Below are 19,494 nucleotides of genomic sequence, written 5' to 3'. Positions count from 1 at the left end.
CCGCACCGGTCTGACAGGCCGCTCCCTCATCACCGGACCTGTGGAAACCCGGTCACGCGGGCTGCCATAGTTCGACCCGGTTGCCCTCAGGATCAGTGACCCAGCCGAATCGCCCGACACCCTCAATGTCCTGGGTCTCTTCGGCCACGTCCGCTCCCGTGGCGCGCAGCTGCGAGAGCATCGCGTCCAGGTCGTGGACCCGGAAGTTGAGCATGGTCTGCTGCACGCGGGATCCGAAGTAGTCGGAGCCGGATTCGAACGTCGCGAACACCGTCGGCCCGGCCGCCTGACGCCACAGGCCATTGTCATCCGTGTCCAAACCGAGGCACTCGCGGTACCACGCGCTCAGGGCCGACGGGTCTGAGGCCCTCATGAAGTATCCACCGATTCCAAGCACACGCTCCATGCCGCCATCTTGCCAGGACGACCGTCAACCGGACTGGCAGTACACGAGCGTCTGCCTGCCTCGCCCTGCCGCCCTGAGCACCTAAGTTGACCGTCCCGAGCCAAGAGCTGAGGGGGTCTTCGGTCGCTGGCAGTAAGTCCTGCGCCTCAGGCGCGCTTCACGCCTGCTTGGCTAGGGGCGGCCTTTGTGGAAACCACGGGGACCGTTCGTCGCCAGACGGTGGAGCGTTTCCTCGCCGCGCTGGAGCGGCTCGTGTCTCGGATCACGATCTACCGGCGCAGTACCGGGGGCCGCTCTGGCTCCGTGTCTCACGACGACCCGAGGGGCGCGAAAAGGGCAACTAGGAGAACCGCGGGCAGAAAGATGATGTCGGCCGCCATGACCCAGCCGACGCGCGGCGAGGACTGAGCCCCGACCGCGCGGCAGAACCAAATCGCCAGCGGCAGACACAGAAGGAACACCGGCCACGCGAGCCACAAGAACGTGACACTCATCTACAGGTCCTCCCCCGAACCCACTCATGCGCCAGGACGGCGCCGAGCCCCCTCGGCCTCCCCGACACCGCCGCCAGCCCGAGGCTCAAAATTGAACGCGTTCAAGGTAGCGCATGGCTAGCTACCTAAAATCCGAACACCAGGAAGCATCGGATCTGGGCGGGTGCGGTGACAGCCCGTCAGTTCTGTTGGCAGGCAGCCTGCTTGCACAGCCAGGAGTGGGCCGCACCCAGAACGCCACCTTGTTCGCGTACGGACGGGAGCTCATCTTCAACGCCCTCCATCCGGCACATCCGGGCACCGAGCGACGCGGCCCACCGAGAGCGGCGGGACTCGTCACCATCAGCAAGCCAGCCGTGAGGCGCGGTCGACGCCTTCCGGGCCTATCCCCTAAGCCGCCGCCCGAGCGCCGCCCTTGAGGCACTAAGTGGGGAGCACTCCCCGCTTAGCGCTACGGTCACCTCCGACACGCAAACGGGGAAAGATCCCCACTTCTGTCCGGGAGCCGCCATGCGCACGCAGCCCTCCACCGTCCAACTCGCTGACCTCACGGACGACTTCGCCGTCGACCCCTACTCCGCCTTCACCGCTCTGCGCTCCATCGGGCCCGTCCACCACGTGCGTTTCCCCACCGGGGACGAGTCGTGGCTGGTGGTGGGGCATGCGGAAGTACGCGCCGCGTTCGCCGACCCCCGGCTGCGCAATGACGTACGGCACTCCGCCGACTTCGAGGACGACGGGCTCTACTCCGTGGGCCGCAACATGCTCCAGGTCGACCCACCGGATCACACCCGCCTGCGGACCCTGGTGGCACGCGAGTTCACCGCCCGACGCGTCCAGGCTCTGCGCCCCCGCATCCAGGAGGCGGCCGGTGCACTCCTCGACGCCGTCGCCGCCGACGGCCGCGCCGACCTTGTGGCCGCGTACGCCTATCCGCTCCCGCTCACCATCATCTGCGAGCTGCTCGGCGTGCCGGACGTGGACCGGGCCGCCTTCCGGGCATGGTCCACCAAGGTCGTCGCCCTCGACGATGCCGAAGAGTCTGCCCAAGCCTCACAGGAGATGGCCGCCTACCTCGCGGGACTGGCGGAGGAGAAGCGGCGGCTGCGGGACGCAGCGGAGTGCGATCTGCTGCATGCACTGGTCCGCACCCACGACCGCGACGGCGGCGACCGGCTGACGCCGGAAGAGCTGCTCGGCATGGCCTTCCTGCTGCTGGTCGCGGGACACGAGACCACCGTCAACCTCATCGCCAACTCCGTACATCTACTGCTCGGCCATCCCCAGCAGCTCGCTGACCTGCGCGCCGAGCCGGACTTGTTGGAGAGCGCCGTGGAGGAGACGCTGCGCTTCGAATCCCCCGCGCCGGCGGGCACCTACCGCTACGCCGCCGAACCGGTCGACCTCGGGGGCGCCCGCATTCCAGTGGGTGCGCGTGTCGTGCTCTCCATCGCCGCCGCGAACCGCGACCCCGCACGCTTCCCCGCCCCTGAACGGTTCGACATCCACCGCGACCCCGTAGCGACCCGAGCCCACCTCGCCTTCGGGCACGGCCTGCACCACTGCCTGGGCGCCCCGCTGGCCCGCTTGGAGGCGAATGTGGCCCTGCGCATCCTGCTGGACCGTTTCCCCGGTCTGGCCTTCGACGGCGACGGCACACCAAAATGGCGCGCGAGTCTGATGAGGAGCCTGCAAGAACTGCCGGTGCGCTGGTAGGAGTTAAGGCCATTTCGCGCGTTGAGGCAGACGAGAAGCGCTCCCCTACAAGTAGCGAGGGACCACGCGCGGGCTGGACGGGCCGGGGCCTGTCCAGAGGCTCAGTTCACGGTTGAGAGGGGAAGCAGACTGACCGGTCCGTGCTGCAGATCTCAGCCTTCGAGTTGATGGGGCCATAGGGACGGTCGAAGGTGAGGAAGGTGACCATCCGTCCTGAGGGAAACCTCGCTACGGCCTGGTTCACCGGTCCCGCGCCCGCCGCCCGCCCGACATGGTCGAAGTGCCGGTCACCACCCTCGGCGATCACGAAGCTCACCATACGAGTCCGGCCCTCTTTGCCCTGTTCCAGGACCTGGTCGGGGTCACCGCGGCGAACGAGGAGCAGCCCCGGCGCAGGCGCCCGGTCGGGAAGAGTGCCACAGACCAGCGTGGTCTTCGCGCGCCGCACCAGGGCATAGCAGAAGGTGTGTCCGTCAGGCATCCACGCCAGCTCGCCGTTGTCGTCGTCCACTCGGTGAATCACGGTCACGATGTCATCCGAGGGGAGCTCGTACGGTACGGGGAGCTGGGCACGGCGTAACGCCGCACTCAGGAGCGCATCGTCGCGATCGGTAGCGGCGGCCTTGCCCCTGGGTCGGGCGGGCATCGTGTCGTACGGTCGGTGCAGGGCCGACGGTTTCGTGCCCGAGGACTTCGGGGGTGTGGGTGACGCCGTGTGCCCTGACGTACATCCGGTCAGCGTCACCAGCAGCACAACACCCATGCTTGTCAAAGCCCGTCGCATCGACACCGCCACCCCCTCCTCGGCGGATCTTAGTTCGAAACGGCGTACGGAGGGGGTTGAGCGGTCAAGCCGCCTGCATGGGCCGAGTGACCCGGCACCGTGAGGCTTCGTACTGCTGCCAGGCCGCTGGGAGCGGAGCGGTCTTGAGCCCGGCCCGCCAGCTAGCCCACGCTTGCTCAGCCGTCGGCGATGGACCTGTCCACCGCGTATCTGCTTGAACCCAGACGGGAACTGGCGGCGCGACGCGGGGAGTTCGGCGCCAGGCGCCGGCTGACTCCGGGGCGCCAAGCCCTGCTCGCCCTGGCCCACCTTCGCTGTGACGGCGACACCCACGCGCAGCTCGCGCTCCGATTCGGCATCAAGCTCGTCACTGGATACCGGTATGCCCGCGAAGCAATCGACGTAACGGCCCTGCTCGCGTGGACGCCCGCCGAAGGGATGGTGCCGGCCTACACGAAGGCGTTCGCGATCGCGGAGGACCAGTGCGGCCGGTCTATCGGAGCACCCCACGGAATAGTTGTCACGGCCTCGCCAGTTGCCTCTCACATGTGGAGTAGCGAGCAACTCGACCTGGACGCATATCTCACTCACCTCGGGTACGAGGGCGATCGAGCACCCACTCTCGAGACGTTGCGAGCCCTACAGCGTGCACATGTGCTGACTGTGCGGTGGGACACTCTCGACAGTTTCCTCTACCGAGAAGTGCGGCTGGACGTGCCGTCGGTCCAGGACAAGCTGTTGCGCAGGGGCCGTGGCGGCTACTGCTATGAGCACACCGTGCTCTTTGCTGCCGCTCTGGAAAAGCTCGGGTTCCGCTTCACTGCCGTCTCTGGTCGGGTGCAACTCGGCGCGGACTCCACCACGCCGCGTCCAGCGACCCACGCGATGCTGATCGTGAATCTGGACGGCACACGCTGGCTGAACGACATCGGCTTCGGCGCCAGTCCTCTGGAGCCCATCGAGCTGGCCGATGGCAGCCGCAGCGAAGGAGGACCGTGGCCCTACCTGCTGCGCCGGCAGAACATCACCCACGGCTCCCCCGGCTGGGCAGTGCACCAGCGCGGGGACGGTGCGGAGGGGCCGGAAGGCTGGACGGTTCGCCAGGTCTTCACCGAGACCCCGCAGTACCCCATCGACTACGCGGTCGGGAACCACTTCGTGGCCACCCACGACCGCTCTCCGTTTGTGACCCGCCCCTACATCCAGCGGTTGCGCACGGACCGGCACGACACCCTCGACGCGCTGGTGTGGACGACGGAGCGCCCCGACCGGGCCCCGGTGACCGAGACCGTTCAGCCGCAGGAAGTGCCCAAGCTGCTCGACGACGTCTTCGACATCCGCGTGGCCCCTCAGGAGCAGGTCTGCTGGTGACCCGGCTCACGGAGCTGAACGTCTGACCGGAGCAGAAACTGCTGGAGCGCCTGTCGCCCGCCAGGCCGGTGACGAATCCGATGACGAAAGGCGAGCGGCGAGCGGCGAGCGGCGAGCTGAAGCTGCGCGTCTGGTAGCCGTCCCACTGGTCGACCGCCCCCAGCGTCGAGGCCGAGGAAAACTGAGGACCTTGGTCCCGCATATGCCACTGCGTGAGGGATATCCGGAAGTACGTCGGAGCTCCGGTCGGGGTTTCGACGTCGCTACAGCAGAACGGAAGGAACACCCTCGTGGGCATCATCGCCTGGATCCTCATCGGCCTCATCGCGGGCGCCATCGCCAAGGCGCTCACCCCCGGCAAGGACCCCGGCGGCTGCCTGGTGACGATGCTGATCGGCATTGTCGGCGGCCTGCTCGGCGGCTGGCTGGGCAAGGTGATCTTCGGCGTCCACTCGATCAACGGCTTCTTCAGCCTCTCCACCTGGATTGCCGCGATCGCGGGTTCCGTGATCGTGCTGCTGCTCTACCGGGTGGTGACAGGTCGCTCGCGCTGACCCTCCTCCATGTAAGCAGGGCTCTTGCGCATCGCTAAGGCACGTCGGTGAGTTGCTCTCCGCGCCGCCTATCGGACGACGAGGTCTGAGCTGCTCGAGCTCATAGGCGACGCCCTGGCCCTGGTGAAGGACTCCCCCGGGTGAGCGTGTCAGCGGCGAGACACCGCTCCTCACGTGAAGACAACACTCATCCCGCCTTCTTCCAGGATCTCAAGCATCACAGCAACCAAGTCATAAGGTGCACCGTCCGATGCCAGAACCCGGGACAAATGGTGGTGGGCGATCGCGGAGTCCCGCCAGTGCAGGGTTGCGGGGGCGGTGTAGCCGAAGTCTCCGCGAAGACAGTCCACCACGGCGTCCACGCATCCGCCGAAGTAGCCGCCCGGCCCGTTGACCGCCTCGCCGAGTGCCAAGAAGAGGCTCGCCTCGTCAGTGATGTGCCGGCCATCAAGCTCGTACGCAGCTCCGCCTGGCCGGCCCTGGTGCTTGAACCGGCAGCCCCTCTCGCGCACGAGGTCGAGCCACAATGCCCGCTGCCGGGTATCCAGGCCGGCCCAGAGGCCAGAGGTGGTGGGCGGGCCGGCGAGCCACCGGTCCATGACCGGACGGGCATGGCCAGGTACGGGTTCGTGGAACTCTTGGTCGAGCTCGAGCTCCAGGTCGATCAGGCCCGGCGCGTGCGCGGACGGGTGCCACGCACCAACCTTGGGGTGCAGCAGTCGGCTGGTGAGCCGATCTCCATTGTCGTCTCGTATCTCCAGCCAGGCCTCATCCAAGTCCAACGCGCGGCGGGTGCCCACTGCCAGTACCCGCCTCAGTCGCTCACTCGGTGCCAGGTCTCGCAGGACGAGCGGCGGTGCAGCCTGCTTGTCGGGCAGAACACGTGTGAACTCCCGGCACGAGCCCAGCCATTGGTACCCGTCGTGCAGGCGGACCTGGGCCCGGTGTCCTTCTGGCGGGCCCAGGTAGTCGTCCAGACCGGTGAGCACGAGAGCGTCCGTCCGCGCGTGCAGCCCGAGGCTTTCCACGTCTTCCAGCAGCCAGGCGTCGAGCGTGCTGTCCTCCGGTACCAGCCACACCTCACATCCGACCCAGCCTCGCACTTCGGTACCGGACGACTCCCAGCCGAACAGCTCGTACGTCCCGCGGCGGGGTTCCCTGAACAGCCCGTCGACCTCGACACAGGCACCCCAGACCCAACCGGGCTCTGTCCCCGTCAACACGTACCGCTCCGGCCTGTGTTGGCCGCCGCCCTCATACACGGCGGCAATCATGCCTGGACCAGAGGAAGCCGCGAAGCCCTTTTCACGGCTCACGCCGTGACTGTGACGACGACAGGCAGAGCCTCTCGGAGCAGACGCAGACCGGACCGGAGTTCACGCCCTACTGCGTCTGGGTCAGCAGTGTCGGAGCCTCACACCGACCGGTCCGCCCGTCCACACGGACGAGACGGCGAACGAACAAGCTAGGCTCACGCACCAAGGCGGGGCGTAGCGCAGCGGTCGACGCGCGCGGTCTCCAAAATCGCGAGGACGCCGGTTCGAATCCGGTCGCTCCGCCCCTCTCAGTCATCCTCGTACTGGTGTGCGCGCCCGCCTCGCCACTTGACCCACGACGAGTCGTCGAGCAACCCGTCCACGTTGGGCAGGCCCGCGCGGTGCAGGAAATCGACGAGGTCCGCATCCGAGTGCGCGAGGCCGAGGATCTGTCCGTGCGCAGTAACCCGCCGGCCGCCCGTGCCGAGCGGTGGGTGAACGACTATCGGGGCGCTCGCCACGCCCCCGGGGTGCGGGCTCACCTGCCCTTGCGCGACTTCACGAACCAGACCGCGGCAACGACGATCACAACCAGAAGGATCAGTATCTTCATGTAGGTCAGGTGCCCCCGATCGGGCCGGTCAGTCCAGCACGCCGAGCGCCGTGCCGGGCCGGCAGGCGGCGCGCCCCGTACTCCACATGCCACCGGGCAAACGGCCCAGCCGACGGGACACCAGAGGCCTGCCTCACAGAGCCGCCGCCCGCACCGTATCCGCCGCACGTCACCCGGTCGCTGCCCCTCTGCCCGCAGCAATCGACCCACCTCGGCGATACGGCGCCGCACAAGATTTGGTGTGCCGGAGCAAATTGCGGGAAGCGGTTCCGACGTGCGCCGGGTGATCAATGTGGCAGACACTTTCCCTTGGCGAGCAGAGTCGGAGAACGAGAGAGGCGGCATCGGCACGTGGCCCACACACCTTCTGACGGCCCGAGCGGCGGAGTCCGCAAGCGCATGCCGGCAACGGTCGCGGACATGCCTCGGCACGTACGAGAGGAACTGGCCCGTCGGCTGCGCCGCACCAAGCGGGCCTATCGCAAGCAGGACGTACAAGTAGTCGAGAAGCCTCTGCTCAAGCGGGCCGTCGGCGCCTCCGCGCTCGGCAACTGCATGGAATGGTTCGACTTCGGCGTCTACAGCTACCTCGCCGCGACCATCGGCAAGGTGTTCTTCCCGGGCGCCTCCCCGGGCGCCCAGCTGATCTCGTCCTTCGCAACGTTTGCTGCTGCGTTCGTGGTCCGACCGCTCGGCGGCCTCGTGTTCGGCCCGCTCGGCGACCGCGTGGGCCGGCAGAAAGTACTCGCCACCACCATGATCATGATGGCGGCCGGTACGTTCGCGATCGGTCTCATCCCGAGCTACGCCACGATCGGTATCGCCGCTCCGATTCTCCTCCTGGTCGCCCGAATGGTGCAGGGCTTCTCCACCGGCGGCGAGTACGGCGGTGCCACCACCTTCGTGGCCGAGTATTCGCCGGACCGCCGTCGCGGTTTCCTCTCCAGCTGGCTCGACTTCGGCACCTTCGTCGGCTACGCCCTCGGATCCGCGTTGGTCACCGTCCTGAACCTGGCTCTCTCGGACGACCAGATGCTGTCCTGGGGCTGGCGCCTCCCGTTCCTGATCGCCGGTCCGCTGGGCGTCATCGGCCTGTACATGCGGCTGAAGCTGGAGGAGTCTCCCGCCTTCCAGCAACAGCTCGACGACCACGAGAAGAACCTCGCCCAGGACTCGGTCGGCAGTGAGTTCAAGACCATCGTCCGCGACCACTGGCGTCCCCTGCTGCTGTGCATGGGCCTGGTGCTGCTCTACAACGTCACGAACTACATGGTCACCGGCTATCTACCGACCTATCAGACGGAGACGCTCGACCGCTCCAGCAGTTCGGCGGACATCCTGGTGCTCGTCGGCATGGTCTGGATCGTCATCATCATCACTTTCCTCGGACGGCTCAGCGACCACATCGGCAGGCGACCGCTGTACGCCACCGCGGCAGCCGCGATGATCGTCCTCGCCATCCCGGCCTTCCTCCTCATCAAGGCCGAGGGCACATGGCGTCCCGTCATCGGAGTGCTGATCCTGTCCACGCTCCTCGCCTGCTTCGCCGCACCGAGCGCCGCGACGCTGCCCGCGCTGTTCCCCACTGCGGTGCGGTACGCGGCCATGGGCATCGGCTTCAACTTCGCTGTGGCGGCCTTCGGCGGCACCACTCCGCTGGTCACAGAGGCACTGGTGAACGTGACCGGTGACGAGTTGATGCCCGCCTACTACCTGATGGTGGCCGGAGTCATCGGCTTGGTGACCGTCAAGTTCCTTCCGGAGAGCGCGCAGTTGCCGCTGAACGGCTCCCAGCCCATGGTCGGTTCGCAGGAGGAGCAGCAGGAACTGATCGACACGTCTCAGGACCTGGTGCGGTACGCCAAGGAGCAGTCCTCGGCGCGCTGAGCCGCCCTCAATGCTCTCGCTGCAACACGGCATCTCCATCCATGTCCATGACCGACGAGTGAGGAGCTGTAGCTGATGGTCGGTGGTCGCGTGCGCGTGCTGCTGTTGACGGCTCTCTTGCTGATGACAGGCTCGGTGATGTCGTCCGCACCCGCGTCCGCTGTCATCGGAGGGTCGAAGAGTTCCTACGGCCCATGGGCGGTACGCATGCTCGTCGACGGCGAACCAGCCTGCACCGGGACGGCCGTCACGCCTCAGTGGATCATCAGCGCCTCACACTGCTTCTTCGAGCAGGGGCAGCCGGTCGCCGACAAGCGCATCGCGTTCCGCGTCGGCAGCCTCGACGTGCGCAAGGGCGCAACGGTTCGTCCCCTGCCCGGCAAACGCGTGGGAAGCGCGCACGCCGACATGATGCTCGTCAAAGTACCGGCGATGAAGATCCGTACGGCGCGGTTGGCCACGACCGGTGTCCGGCCAGGTCAGGCCGTGCGCCAGTACGGTTGGGGCGCTACGTGCGCCGGGGATGAGAACGCCTGTCAGTCCCCCGTGCTCAAGCAGTCGGATCTGCGGGTCGTTCCGGCCGATGACCCCCGCTGTGAGGGCTACACCGCGCCTGGCGGTTCGGACTTCTGCATGGAAAGGGTGTCCGGAATCCCCGCCGGCGGCGACTCGGGAGGTCCGGTGATGAGCATCGGCCCTCGCGGCAAGGAGACCCTCCTCGGCGTCTTCGACGGCTCCGACCGGCAGGAGATCGCAGAAGCCGGGGAGATCCGGCAGCAACTCGCCTGGATCCGCTCGGTGACCCAGCGATAGCGCGGAGCTGTTGCGGTCGGAAAGGTGAGCCGAGCCCCCTGTCGAGCGATCAGGATCAGCAGGCCCATCGCAGTCGAACGGCCTCGATCTCCGCGTCGTCGAGGAGAGCCTCGACGAGTGGGGCGGGGCCCGCCACCTTCGTCGCCCACAGGTCGTAATCCGTGCAGAGCACCCAGGAGCGGTTCTGCGCCCAGAGGTTGGACGGACTCCAGCCGTCCTCTTCAGGGTGGTCGTACAACGCTTTGGCGTCCGCGAGGGTGCCGGCCCGGACGCGCGGATTGTCGAAATCCTCGGCTCCGTGCAGCAAGGGGCTGTAGTAGGCCAGGCAGCCGGTTGCGGCGCCTTGTGGGCTGTGTTCGGTGAGGATGTCGACCAGGCGGTTCCAGTCGGCCCGGTTCAGGCTGCCCTCGGACGGTGCCTGGATGCCGACCGGCCAGCCGCCCGGCGCGATCGAAGGAAACGACGTGTGGCACGGCAGCCGTCCCTCGGGCACCACGGGGTCACCGGTCCGCCGCGACAGTTCGGCCCAGCGCAGTCGGCGCCAACGGGGTCCGCGGCGCTCTCCCCCGGTGCCGGTGAGCACGTCCGCGGGGTCGAGGCCCGGGATGGTCTCGACACCTCCGCTCGTCAGCGCGGCCCGTCGGTATGCGACGTAGGACATGTCGGTCGGCCCGAGTTCGTGCTCATACATGGAGTGGAGCACCCAGGCCGCGTCGGGCAGCGCCCGCGGCATGAATCCGGTGAGCCCGTCATCCGAGGTCAGGTCCAGCAGCCAGTCGGTCTCCTCGGACGGGGCGAGCGGCCACCGGGCGATCGCCAGAGCGGCGGCGGTCTCGTACATCCGCTCAGGATCGCACCCAGCGCAGGAGGGTGGTGCAGCAGCCCTCCGCGCTTCGGGTGTCTTGCCCTTCGGGGAGAGGAGCGAGCGTCAGGAGTGCGGGTGGGCGAACCAGCGGGAGGGTGCGGTAGGCCTGGTTGACATAGGCATCCAGGTAGCGGGCGACGGCCGCATCTCCTGCCGGAGCGCTCAGCGTCCACTTCATGTTGAGCAGGTCGGCGAGGCCGCCGTCCAGCTCGTCGAGGAGCATAGGAACGCACATGGACCACCGCGGGCGTTGTCAGTGGGCACGGGCACACTGACGGCATGAGCTCTTCTTCGTCTGCCGCACCGGATGCGTCCCGCACCGCCACTGCTTGGGTCGAGTCGATGGGCGGGCCTTTGGTCGTCATCCCCGTATCCGCGTTGGACGCATGGCATGGGTGTACGGAGACCGGTGTCATGGCGGGGGATGCCACCGCTCCGGACGACTACGACCGGGCCTGCGCGGTGGACGATCTGGCCGGTGTGATCACTGTGGGCGAGAACGGCGCGCAAGCACTGGTGCTGGCGGACGAGCCGGCCACCAGCTGCTACCTGCCCGACCATCGGGCCTTCCTGCGCTGGCTCGCCGGCGGCTCCGAGGCTGAGCTGAAGGCGGCGGCCGAGTCCGTCCTTACCGACCCGGGCACCAGCTGGGAGGAGTGCGGCACGTGGGTGTCGGACGGTCCAGCCATGCTCATGGACTCCGCCGAAGCAGGCTCTGAGCTGGCCACCACGTATCCCGGCGGTGGATTGCCCGCCCAGGCATCGGTTTCTCTGCCCGCCGGCCGCTGGAGGGTCCGAGCCACCCATACCGAGGTCGACGAGGGAGTCCGGGTCGGCCTGGTCCAGGTCCTGCCCATCGCTGCTTGCAACCCTCAGGGACCGATTGAGCGTGAGGGGAACCAGTCGACTTCGGGGTGCGTCATCGAGGCCAGGTGATCTTGAAACGACCGGAGGGCCGTGTATGCCTTCAACAGCAACCCGATACCTGTACCTTGCCCGGCACGGCGAGGCAACCGACGACGAGACTGAGCTCACCGCGCGGGGACGACGCCAGGCTGAACTGCTCGGCGAACGGCTTCGACAGACACCTCTGTCAGTGATCCACCACGGTCCTCTCCCCCGAGCGAGGCAGACGGCCCAATTGATCCACGGCCGGCTCGACCAAGTCCCTGTCCGATGCTCGGAGTTCGCCGGAGACTACCTGCCTTACCTGCCGAACCGAGATGAGCTGCCGCCCGGGACCGCGGACGCCACCCTGGAGCGCCTGGCCCAGTTCCCAAGGGAAGCACGCGAGAGGGGGCCGGGTCTCGCACAGGCGGCCCTTGCTCGCCTCACGGGACCGGTGGAAGGCGACCAACCCCGCCACGAACTGGTCGTCACTCACAACTTCCTTGTCGCCTGGCTCGTCCGCGATGCCCTCGACGCCCCGAGCTGGCGGTGGATCGGCCTCAGCCACGCCAACGCCGCATTGACCGTCGTCCGTTACGCGCCCGACCGCCCGGCGTCCCTGCTCGTCTACAACGACACGGGCCATCTTCCTCGCGACCTTCGCTGGACGGGCCTCCCCGCCGAACTTCACATCTGAAGCGCGGAATGGTCATAATCACAGGCTGTACGTCCGCTTCCTGGGAGCCGAGCGAAACGCAGGCGACGCTTTCTCAACGTCTTCGTCCTCGCCCACGAAATCGTCGCGCAAAGCGAGTTGGCTGAGGAGCAGTACCCATTCTGGAGAGCCGACAACGACTGGTGCGACGCCGACTACACGAACCCGTCCCATGTCGACCCACAGGTGTACAACCCGCAAGTGCATCCAGGTGCTGTCGCCTGGTTCAAGTCATCCGCCACAGAGCTGATCCGGCGCGTGGACGGATACCTGGAGCTTCTGGCCGCACACGGTGTCGAACGCCATCGGTCGGAGTCATGGAACCCAGGACGGGTCGTCTACGAGGACGAGAACAATTCGTGGTTGTCCCGATGGGGCACCACGACACCGCCTGAGCCGCACGACTGAGCCAGTCCCGCCGTGCCCAAGACACCGCTGTGCAGGAAAAGCAAAAGGCAAGGAGAATCATCTCCTTGCCACTCTCAACATATAGCGCGCCAGGGGGCTTGCCGCAAGGCCCGGGTGATGCCGCAGAATCATCGGCCGATGCCACCACCTGCGTAAATGGGGGGCAGGACGTGTGTGCGTTGGTGTGGACGTATGCGGGACACGGTGACATCGAACCAGTGGTGGGACCGGCAGGGCGGTCACGGAGTCACGGAGCACCGCCCCCTCGGAGGTATCGGAATGACTGAGCAATACGTGTTGGATCTTCAAGGGATCGACGAGTCGCAGGTCGCGATCGTCGGCGGCAAGGGCGCACACCTGGGCGTGCTGTCACGGATCGAAGGCATCCGCGTACCGGCCGGATTCTGCGTGACGACGGACGCCTTCCGGCGGATCATGGCGGATGCGCCGTCCGTCGGGGATCGGCTCGAGCAGTTGTCCCGTCTGCACCCGGACGACCGGGAGGCGCTGCGCCGGCTCAGCTCGCAGATCCGCCGGACCATCGAAGAGATCGCGATCCCGGATGATGTCGCGGCGGAGATCACCCGCGCGGTCTCCCGGCTCGGTGAGCAGGCCGCGTACGCCGTCCGATCCAGCGCGACGGCGGAGGACCTGCCGACGGCCTCCTTCGCCGGCCAGCAGGACACGTACCTCAACGTCGTGGGGGCGACGGCGATCCTCCGGCACGTCAGCCGGTGCTGGGCCTCACTGTTCACCGAGCGGGCCGTGACCTACCGCCAGCGCAACGGCATAGACCACCGTACGGTCCACATGGCCGTGGTCGTGCAGCGGATGGTCTTCCCGGATGCGGCCGGCATCATGTTCACGGCCGACCCGGTCACGGGCAACCGGAAGGTCGCCACCGTGGACGCCGGTTTCGGCCTCGGCGAGGCCTTGGTCTCCGGTCTGGTGAACCCGGACGTGTTCAAGGTGCGACAAGGCGAAGTCGTCGCGAAGGCGGTCTCCGCCAAACAGCGTGCCGTGCTCGCCCTACCGAGCGGCGGCACGCACGAAGTGGCGATCGACTCGCAGCGGCAGGAGCAGCCGGCGCTGACGGACGCGCAGGTCGTGCGGCTCGTGCAGCTCGGGCGGCGGATCGAAGGGCACTTCGGCCGCCCGCAGGACATCGAATGGTGCCTGGTCGACGATGACTTCCAGATCGTGCAGAGTCGGCCGATCACGACGCTGTTCCCCATCCCCGAGAGCGGCGACCAGGACAATCACGTCTACCTGTCCGTCGGTCATCAGCAGATGATGACCGACCCCATGAGGCCCCTGGGGCTCTCCGTGTGGCGGCTGACGGCCATGGCGCCGATGCATGAGGCAGGCGGGCGGTTGTTCGTCGACGCCACCCGGCGCCTGGCCTCGCCCGCGAGCCGCACCGCCCTCCTGGACCTCGTAGGGAGAGGCGATCCACTGATCCGAGACGCGCTGGAGACCGTCCTGGACCGCGGCGATTTCGTCCCGTCGCTCCCGGACGCGACCACCGGTGGACCGAGGGCCACCCCTGCTTCCGCTCCGATCGAGACCGATCCGGCCATCGTCACCGGGCTGGTCGAACGCAGCCAGGCGTCCATCGCCGCCCTGGAGCGCGACATTCGGACGAAGACCGGACCGGCGCTGTTCGATTTCCTGCTGAAGGCCTTCGAGGAGCACAAGCGGGTACTGAGTGATCCGCTGAGCTTGCAGGCGATCATGGCAGGGATGGAGGCCACGTGGTGGCTCAACGACAAGCTGCTGGAGTGGCTGGGCGAGAAGAACGCCGCTGACACGCTCACGCTGTCCGCCCCCGACAACGTCACCTCCGAGATGGGACTGGCGCTGCTCGACGTCGCGGACGTGATCCGCCCGCAGTCGGAAGTGGTGGCGTTCCTGCAAAACGTCGAGGACGACGGATTCCTGGACGAGCTGGCGAAACTCGCGGGCGGGCCCGAAGCACGCGACGCCATTGAGGCCTATCTCGACCGGTACGGCATGCGCTGCGTCGGCGAGATCGACATCACGAGGCCACGGTGGCGCGAGCGCCCCAGCACGCTCGTTCCCGTGATCCTCGACAACGTCAGGAGCTTCGCGCCGGGCGCCGCCGAGCGCCGCTTCGAGCAAGGACGCCAGAAGGCGCAGAGGAAGGAACAGGAGGTTCTGTCGCGCTTGCGGGCCCTGCCGGACGGGGATCGGAAGGCCGACGAGGCCAAGCGGATGATCGACAGGGTCAGGACCTTCATCGGTTACCGCGAGTACCCGAAGTACGCCATCATCAGCCGCTTTTTCGTCTACAAGCAGGCCCTGCTGGCGGAGGCCGAGCGCCTCGTGCAGGCCGACGTGCTTCCTGAGAAGGAGGACATCTTCTACCTCACGTTCCAGGAACTCCACGACGTCGTGCGTTCGAACCAGGTGGATGACGGGCTCATCCAGCAGCGCAAGGACGCGTTTCAGTCGTACCACGCGCTCACGCCACCGCGGGTGCTCACATCGGATGGTGAGGCCGTGAGCGGGGCGTACCGGCGCGACGACGTGCCGGCCGGCGCTCTGATCGGCCTGCCGGTTTCCGCGGGGACCGTCGAGGGTCGGGCCCGCGTCATCCTTGACATGGCGGAGGCCGATCTCGAAGCGGGCGACATCCTGGTCACGGCCTTCACGGACCCCAGCTGGTCGCCGCTGTTCGTCGGAATCGCGGGACTGGTGACGGAGGTGGGCGGCCTGATGACCCACGGCGCAGTGATCGCCCGTGAGTACGGTTTGCCGGCCGTCGTGGGCGTGGAGCAGGCCACCCGGCTGATCCGGGACGGACAGCGGATCCGTGTGCACGGAACCGACGGGTACATCGAGATCCTGCCCTGACCGACCGCACCGAGCAGCCTCACCGCTCACGACTCCTCACAACAGGAGGGCTCTGAGGCGCCGGGAATGATGGTGTGTCAGTTCTCGTTGAATGCCAGCCGAAGGGGGGGGCGAGCCAGTCGAGACGAGAAGGACCGCTGCCCGGCTTCGGGAGATCGACGACGAGTTGTGGGCGGACATCGAGCTGTGGGCCGCAGACCTGCCTGGTCTTCTCCCGCGCAGCGGTCGACTCCAGCCACATCCGCGCGCGGTGCAGGGCGAGCCGGCCCCCGGTCCGTCCCCGGTGGACCGGGGAAAGGCCGGCAGCCAGCACCACCTGATCGTCGAGGCACACGGCATCCCGCTCGCGGCGATCACCACCGACGGCAACCGCAACGACGACACCCAACTGATCCCGCTGGTCCAGGCCGTCCCGCCGATCCGCCGATCCGCCGATCCGCATCAAGCACGGCCGGTCACTGCACCGCCCGGGGCCCGCCTTCCCGCAGGCGCCGGTGAGGAGTTTCTCGTTACCTGAGGGCCTCGTAGTGGCCGGCGAGCGCATGAAACGCTTCCTTCGGTTCCCACGGCATGCCGAGGTAGGCGCGTGCGTCCGCCGGAATTCCGCTCTGCCCGTCGAGGACCTTCACGATGCCGTAGGACGCGAGGTCGGGATACGGGCCGGTCAGACGGTGAGGGGTGCGGTAGCCGGAGAAACTGAACCAGAAGACCGAGTCGACTCCTTCGTCCTCAAAGATGGGCATGAAGTCGTCGAGGTAGCGGACCTGTTCACCCTCGTCGCGCACCAGGGCTTGGGGGTGACGCCGTCCGGCCCCATGGCGACGTGCCAGCCCGCGCCGCCGTAGTCGCCCGCTCCCCGGAAGGTGCAGCAGCCACCTCCATGATGGCGACCGGCTTGCCGTGGGAGAACTCCTCGCGCAGATCGTCGCGGTAGGTCGCGGCGTTCCGCACGCCCCGGAAGGCGTCCAGGCCGACGATGCCGAACGGGCTCCAGTCCACCCCGTCCAGGGGACAGGAGGCGTAGCTGACGAGCCCGCTGAAGACGGGCCGCACCGCGCGGACGACCTCGCCGAGGAAGGCGTTGACCTTGGTGGGAAGGGGCTGCAGCGCGGCCTCACGGTCGGGGCCGGCCAGGACAGGGACGTGGTCGCTGAAGGTGTCGCCGGGCAGGTACCCGCGGGCGAACAGGCTCAGTTCACAGCCGGTGACCAGGACGACGTCGGCGCCGTCGCGGCGCAGCCGTTCGGCCTGCTGGGCGCCGTCGGTGAAGTACGGCAGCATCTCTTCGTCCGTCATCTCGCAGGGAAACGGCGAGAACCAGACCTCCAGCCCGGCGGCCGCGGCGTGGCGTGCGGTGGTCTCGATCCGGTCCAGGTCGCCACCGGTGATGCGGATCGCGGTGCAGTGCAGGTCCTCGGTGATGACCCGCACATCCCGCTCGACCAGGTGAGGGTTACGGCGCGATCATCGACTCTCCAGCGGCGTGAGGGTCAAGCCCACGTGCTGATCAGATGCGTGGATGTCGGCTCTGCTCCCTCGGCGGATAAGCAAGCCTCGGAATACGCGCAGCCAGGCGGACGTCGAAGAGGGTTCGCGACGACTTCCGTTCAGCCCTCCCAAGCCAACTCACAGCACGCGGGCCCGCGCGGCCTCACATGCGGGATCTCAGCACGTCGATCTCACAGCCCGGCGCGGACGGGTCGAAGCCGTGCTCGATCAGCCAGCGAACTGCCAGCAGGCTTCGCAACGACCACCACGCGTGGATCACATCGAGGTCGACATCGGTGCCATAGCCGGCGATGACGTCGTCGAGGTGCTCCTCGTGTCCGAGTGTGAAGGTGGCGAGGTCGTAGAGGGCATCGCCCTGGCCCGCCTCGGACCAGTCGATGATGCCGGTGACCTCGTCGCCGTCGAGGAAGACGTGGGCGATCTGCAGGTCGCCGTGGGTGAACGCCGGAGTCCACGGCCGGAGCGCGGCCTCGGCGACCTCGCGGTTGCGGGTGACCAGGTCGGCGGGCAGGACACCGTTCGCCACGAGCGACTCGCACTCGTCGTCGAGTTCCGCAGCCAACGCGCGGCTGCTCCGGCCCGCCCGGCCGTGCCGGGGCGGCAGCGGCGCGTCGTGCAGCTTCCGGATGGCCGCGCCCGCCGCGGCCCACGCCGCCGGCGACCCGGTCGACGGCCCGCCGAGGCGGCCGAGCGTCGTCCCTGGGAGTGCGGCGATCGCGAGCACGGGCGGCTTGCGCCACAGGACTTCTGGGGTGGGGACCGGCGCGAGGGACATCGCCTCGACCTCGACGTCGATGCGCGCCTGATCGGCGTCCACCTTCAGGAACACGTCGCCGACGCGCAGGGTCGCGCGCTCGGAATGGGCGACGACGACTTTGACCTCATCCATGGGCGACCAGTATCCCGGGGATGATCGCCGATGTCGCCGGGTTTATCGCGTGTGACGGCGCGGCTGACCGCTACCCGCTGCCCGGCGCCTCGTGCACGACACCGACCTCCGACCAGGTCAAGCCCACCGCTTTTGTGAGGAGTCCTGAGGACGAGTTCGCGAAGGGTGCGCAGCTGTTGCGTGTACTCGTCCTCTTGCCGACGCTGTACAGAGGTCTCGCCGACCGCGAAGGCGGCGGGTACCGCAACGAAGGGGCGCCGCAATGGCCGAACGATCGGGCAGGGTGATCTGCGACATCACGATCTCGGTCGATGGGTACGCGGCCGGGCTCAATCAGACCGAGAAGCGCCCGTTCGGAGACGACGGCGGCGACGGCTCGGGCGCCCGGCTGCACGCCTGGATGTTCGACACTCCCGACGAGAACCGGGCCGAGATCGATCAGATGGCCGCCGCCGAGGCATTCATCATGGGGCGCAACATGTTCGGCCCTGTGCGTGGCGCGTGGGACCGGCAGTGGAACGGCTGGTGGGGTGACGAACCGCCCTTCCACGCACCGGTGTTCGTGCTCACCCACCATGCGCGCGATCCGCAGACGATGAACGGCGGCACCACGTACCACTTCGTCACCGACGGAATCACCTCAGCGCTGACGCGGGCCCGCACGGCGGCCGACGGCGGTGATGTCCTGGTCCAGGGCGGCGCGACCACCATCAATCAGTACCTCGCCGCCGGCCTGATCGACGAGCTCAGGCTGCACATCGTGCCGTTCACGCTCGGCGCCGGCACGCGGCTGTTCGAGGGCGTCCCGTCCCTGAGACTTGAGCAGGTGTCCTCGAGGTCCGCAACGCTCGTCACACACCTGACCTATCGCGTGCTGCCATGACCAGCTCCACTACCGATCGGCCGCTTGGGCCTGTCTCTGCGACCGAGACAAGGCGCGTAGCCAGGTGAGTTGATCGGGTGCTGTTCCCGGCAACGGGCTACGGCTGGAGACCTGTCGGCTCACCATCTGTGAGCCCCCGCTGAGCGCCACCAAACGATCCATCTCGCGCATCTCACGGACACGCCCACAAGACCCAGAAGGCAGAAGCCCAAGCCCAAGCTGAAGCCGTCGCACGCGTGGCGGCTCAGCCCGTCCCATCACCTCCAGCCATAAAACGATTCAGCCCATTCAGGTGATAGCCCTCGCCAGCCGGTCGAACAACCCCTGCGACACGACCAGTTCGACTCCACACCGCCCCTGAATTGTCATCTCGGAGCGCAGGTATGAGGAGTTACCAGATAGAACCGCATAAACCAGGCGCGCGATCAAGATTGAGCGGCGCACGACGGTTGTCGCCGATGTGAACCCATGGCTAGCGTGTTCCGCGGCTCGCGAGTGAATCCATTCAACTCGTCTGCTGCACGCCTCTCTTCCGAAGCGTCTCTGTCCGCAGTGCGGCTGGCCCG

At 67.6% G+C, this 19,494-nt stretch carries 20 protein-coding genes, 1 tRNA gene and 1 pseudogene; 13 read left to right on the top strand and 9 right to left on the bottom strand.

Features of this window, described 5'->3' with window-relative positions; all coding sequences use genetic code 11:
• Positions 1-52 precede the first annotated feature (52 nt).
• Together ACVHNB_RS18920 and ACVHNB_RS18915 are read right to left on the bottom strand one after the other, a co-directional pair.
• Positions 53-406, bottom strand: coding sequence for a VOC family protein (locus tag ACVHNB_RS18920; RefSeq protein ID WP_428949962.1), 354 nt, complete (start codon positions 404-406; stop codon positions 53-55).
• Between the two features lie 308 nt (positions 407-714).
• The gene (locus ACVHNB_RS18915; protein WP_456228698.1) at positions 715-900 is read right to left on the bottom strand and encodes a hypothetical protein; all 186 of its coding nucleotides are present in this window, start codon (positions 898-900) and stop codon (positions 715-717) included.
• Between the two features lie 510 nt (positions 901-1,410).
• On the opposite strand from ACVHNB_RS18915, the gene ACVHNB_RS18910 reads away from it, so the two are divergent.
• Positions 1,411-2,616, top strand: a complete 1,206-nt coding sequence (locus ACVHNB_RS18910; protein ID WP_456228697.1) for a cytochrome P450 family protein — start codon at positions 1,411-1,413, stop codon at positions 2,614-2,616.
• Between the two features lie 106 nt (positions 2,617-2,722).
• Here ACVHNB_RS18910 and ACVHNB_RS18905 read toward each other — a convergent pair whose 3' ends face one another.
• Positions 2,723-3,145, bottom strand: a complete 423-nt coding sequence (locus ACVHNB_RS18905; protein ID WP_456228696.1) for a hypothetical protein — start codon at positions 3,143-3,145, stop codon at positions 2,723-2,725.
• A gap of 444 nt (positions 3,146-3,589) precedes the next feature.
• On the opposite strand from ACVHNB_RS18905, the gene ACVHNB_RS18900 reads away from it, so the two are divergent.
• Positions 3,590-4,771 carry an arylamine N-acetyltransferase gene (locus ACVHNB_RS18900; protein WP_456228695.1) on the top strand — a complete coding sequence of 394 codons (1,182 nt, stop codon included), beginning with the start codon at positions 3,590-3,592 and terminating at the stop codon, positions 4,769-4,771.
• A 290-nt stretch (positions 4,772-5,061) separates the two neighbouring features.
• Entirely contained in the window at positions 5,062-5,325 is a 264-nt protein-coding gene (locus ACVHNB_RS18895) for a GlsB/YeaQ/YmgE family stress response membrane protein (RefSeq protein ID WP_428949968.1), read from the top strand.
• 170 nt (positions 5,326-5,495) lie between these two features.
• Here the strand turns inward: ACVHNB_RS18895 and ACVHNB_RS18890 are convergent, their stop codons facing one another.
• Complete coding sequence (locus ACVHNB_RS18890; protein ID WP_456228908.1) at positions 5,496-6,599, bottom strand: barstar family protein; 1,104 nt, start codon at positions 6,597-6,599, stop codon at positions 5,496-5,498.
• 210 nt (positions 6,600-6,809) lie between these two features.
• Between ACVHNB_RS18890 and ACVHNB_RS18885 the strand changes: the two genes are divergently transcribed.
• From ACVHNB_RS18885 to ACVHNB_RS18870, 4 genes are all read left to right on the top strand, one after another.
• Positions 6,810-6,884 (top strand) — tRNA-Trp (locus ACVHNB_RS18885).
• 98 nt (positions 6,885-6,982) lie between these two features.
• Positions 6,983-7,198: a hypothetical protein gene (locus tag ACVHNB_RS18880; RefSeq protein WP_428949969.1), complete on the top strand. Its 216-nt coding sequence runs from the start codon at positions 6,983-6,985 to the stop codon at positions 7,196-7,198.
• A 416-nt stretch (positions 7,199-7,614) separates the two neighbouring features.
• Positions 7,615-9,081: a glycine betaine/L-proline transporter ProP gene (gene proP / locus ACVHNB_RS18875; RefSeq protein WP_428949970.1), complete on the top strand. Its 1,467-nt coding sequence runs from the start codon at positions 7,615-7,617 to the stop codon at positions 9,079-9,081.
• 75 nt (positions 9,082-9,156) lie between these two features.
• Positions 9,157-9,894 (top strand): S1 family peptidase, encoded by a 738-nt coding sequence (locus ACVHNB_RS18870; protein ID WP_456228694.1) that lies wholly within the window; start codon positions 9,157-9,159, stop codon positions 9,892-9,894.
• Positions 9,895-9,949: 55 nt separating this feature from the next.
• On the opposite strand, the gene ACVHNB_RS18865 is transcribed toward ACVHNB_RS18870, so the two are convergent.
• Together ACVHNB_RS18865 and ACVHNB_RS18860 are read right to left on the bottom strand one after the other, a co-directional pair.
• Complete coding sequence (locus ACVHNB_RS18865) at positions 9,950-10,735, bottom strand: hypothetical protein (RefSeq protein ID WP_456228693.1); 786 nt, start codon at positions 10,733-10,735, stop codon at positions 9,950-9,952.
• 4 nt (positions 10,736-10,739) lie between these two features.
• Positions 10,740-10,982 carry a hypothetical protein gene (locus ACVHNB_RS18860; protein ID WP_456228692.1) on the bottom strand — a complete coding sequence of 81 codons (243 nt, stop codon included), beginning with the start codon at positions 10,980-10,982 and terminating at the stop codon, positions 10,740-10,742.
• 56 nt (positions 10,983-11,038) lie between these two features.
• Here ACVHNB_RS18860 and ACVHNB_RS18855 point away from each other — a divergent pair, with 56 nt between their 5' ends.
• The 4 genes and pseudogenes from ACVHNB_RS18855 to ACVHNB_RS18840 all read left to right on the top strand — a co-directional run.
• Positions 11,039-11,695, top strand: coding sequence for an Imm21 family immunity protein (locus ACVHNB_RS18855; RefSeq protein ID WP_456228691.1), 657 nt, complete (start codon positions 11,039-11,041; stop codon positions 11,693-11,695).
• Between the two features lie 25 nt (positions 11,696-11,720).
• Positions 11,721-12,344: a histidine phosphatase family protein gene (locus ACVHNB_RS18850; protein ID WP_456228690.1), complete on the top strand. Its 624-nt coding sequence runs from the start codon at positions 11,721-11,723 to the stop codon at positions 12,342-12,344.
• Between the two features lie 705 nt (positions 12,345-13,049).
• Positions 13,050-15,647 (top strand): rifamycin-inactivating phosphotransferase, encoded by a 2,598-nt coding sequence (gene rph / locus ACVHNB_RS18845; protein ID WP_456228689.1) that lies wholly within the window; start codon positions 13,050-13,052, stop codon positions 15,645-15,647.
• A gap of 203 nt (positions 15,648-15,850) precedes the next feature.
• Positions 15,851-16,101: pseudogene (locus tag ACVHNB_RS18840) on the top strand (transposase); the annotation flags it as partial.
• A gap of 55 nt (positions 16,102-16,156) precedes the next feature.
• Here ACVHNB_RS18840 and ACVHNB_RS18835 read toward each other — a convergent pair.
• The 3 genes from ACVHNB_RS18835 to ACVHNB_RS18825 form a co-directional block, all read right to left on the bottom strand.
• Entirely contained in the window at positions 16,157-16,432 is a 276-nt protein-coding gene (locus ACVHNB_RS18835) for a hypothetical protein (RefSeq protein WP_456228688.1), read from the bottom strand.
• A complete protein-coding gene (locus ACVHNB_RS18830) occupies positions 16,416-17,078 on the bottom strand; it encodes a hypothetical protein (protein WP_456228687.1) in 663 nt (220 codons plus the stop codon). The genes ACVHNB_RS18835 and ACVHNB_RS18830 overlap by 17 nt, the downstream gene beginning before the upstream one ends.
• Before the next feature lie 220 nt (positions 17,079-17,298).
• Positions 17,299-18,045 (bottom strand): phosphotransferase family protein, encoded by a 747-nt coding sequence (locus ACVHNB_RS18825; protein WP_456228686.1) that lies wholly within the window; start codon positions 18,043-18,045, stop codon positions 17,299-17,301.
• A gap of 20 nt (positions 18,046-18,065) precedes the next feature.
• On the opposite strand from ACVHNB_RS18825, the gene ACVHNB_RS18820 reads away from it, so the two are divergent.
• The gene (locus ACVHNB_RS18820) at positions 18,066-18,332 is read left to right on the top strand and encodes a hypothetical protein (RefSeq protein WP_456228685.1); all 267 of its coding nucleotides are present in this window, start codon (positions 18,066-18,068) and stop codon (positions 18,330-18,332) included.
• Positions 18,308-18,928 carry a dihydrofolate reductase family protein gene (locus ACVHNB_RS18815; protein WP_456228684.1) on the top strand — a complete coding sequence of 207 codons (621 nt, stop codon included), beginning with the start codon at positions 18,308-18,310 and terminating at the stop codon, positions 18,926-18,928. Before ACVHNB_RS18820 ends, ACVHNB_RS18815 begins: the two co-directional genes overlap by 25 nt.
• The last annotated feature ends 566 nt before the right edge of the window (positions 18,929-19,494 follow it).

Source organism: Streptomyces sp. YJ-C3 (assembly GCF_053891275.1).
The sequence above is the reverse complement of the archived record's forward strand: the minus strand, read 5'-3'. Positions and strand labels throughout refer to the sequence as shown.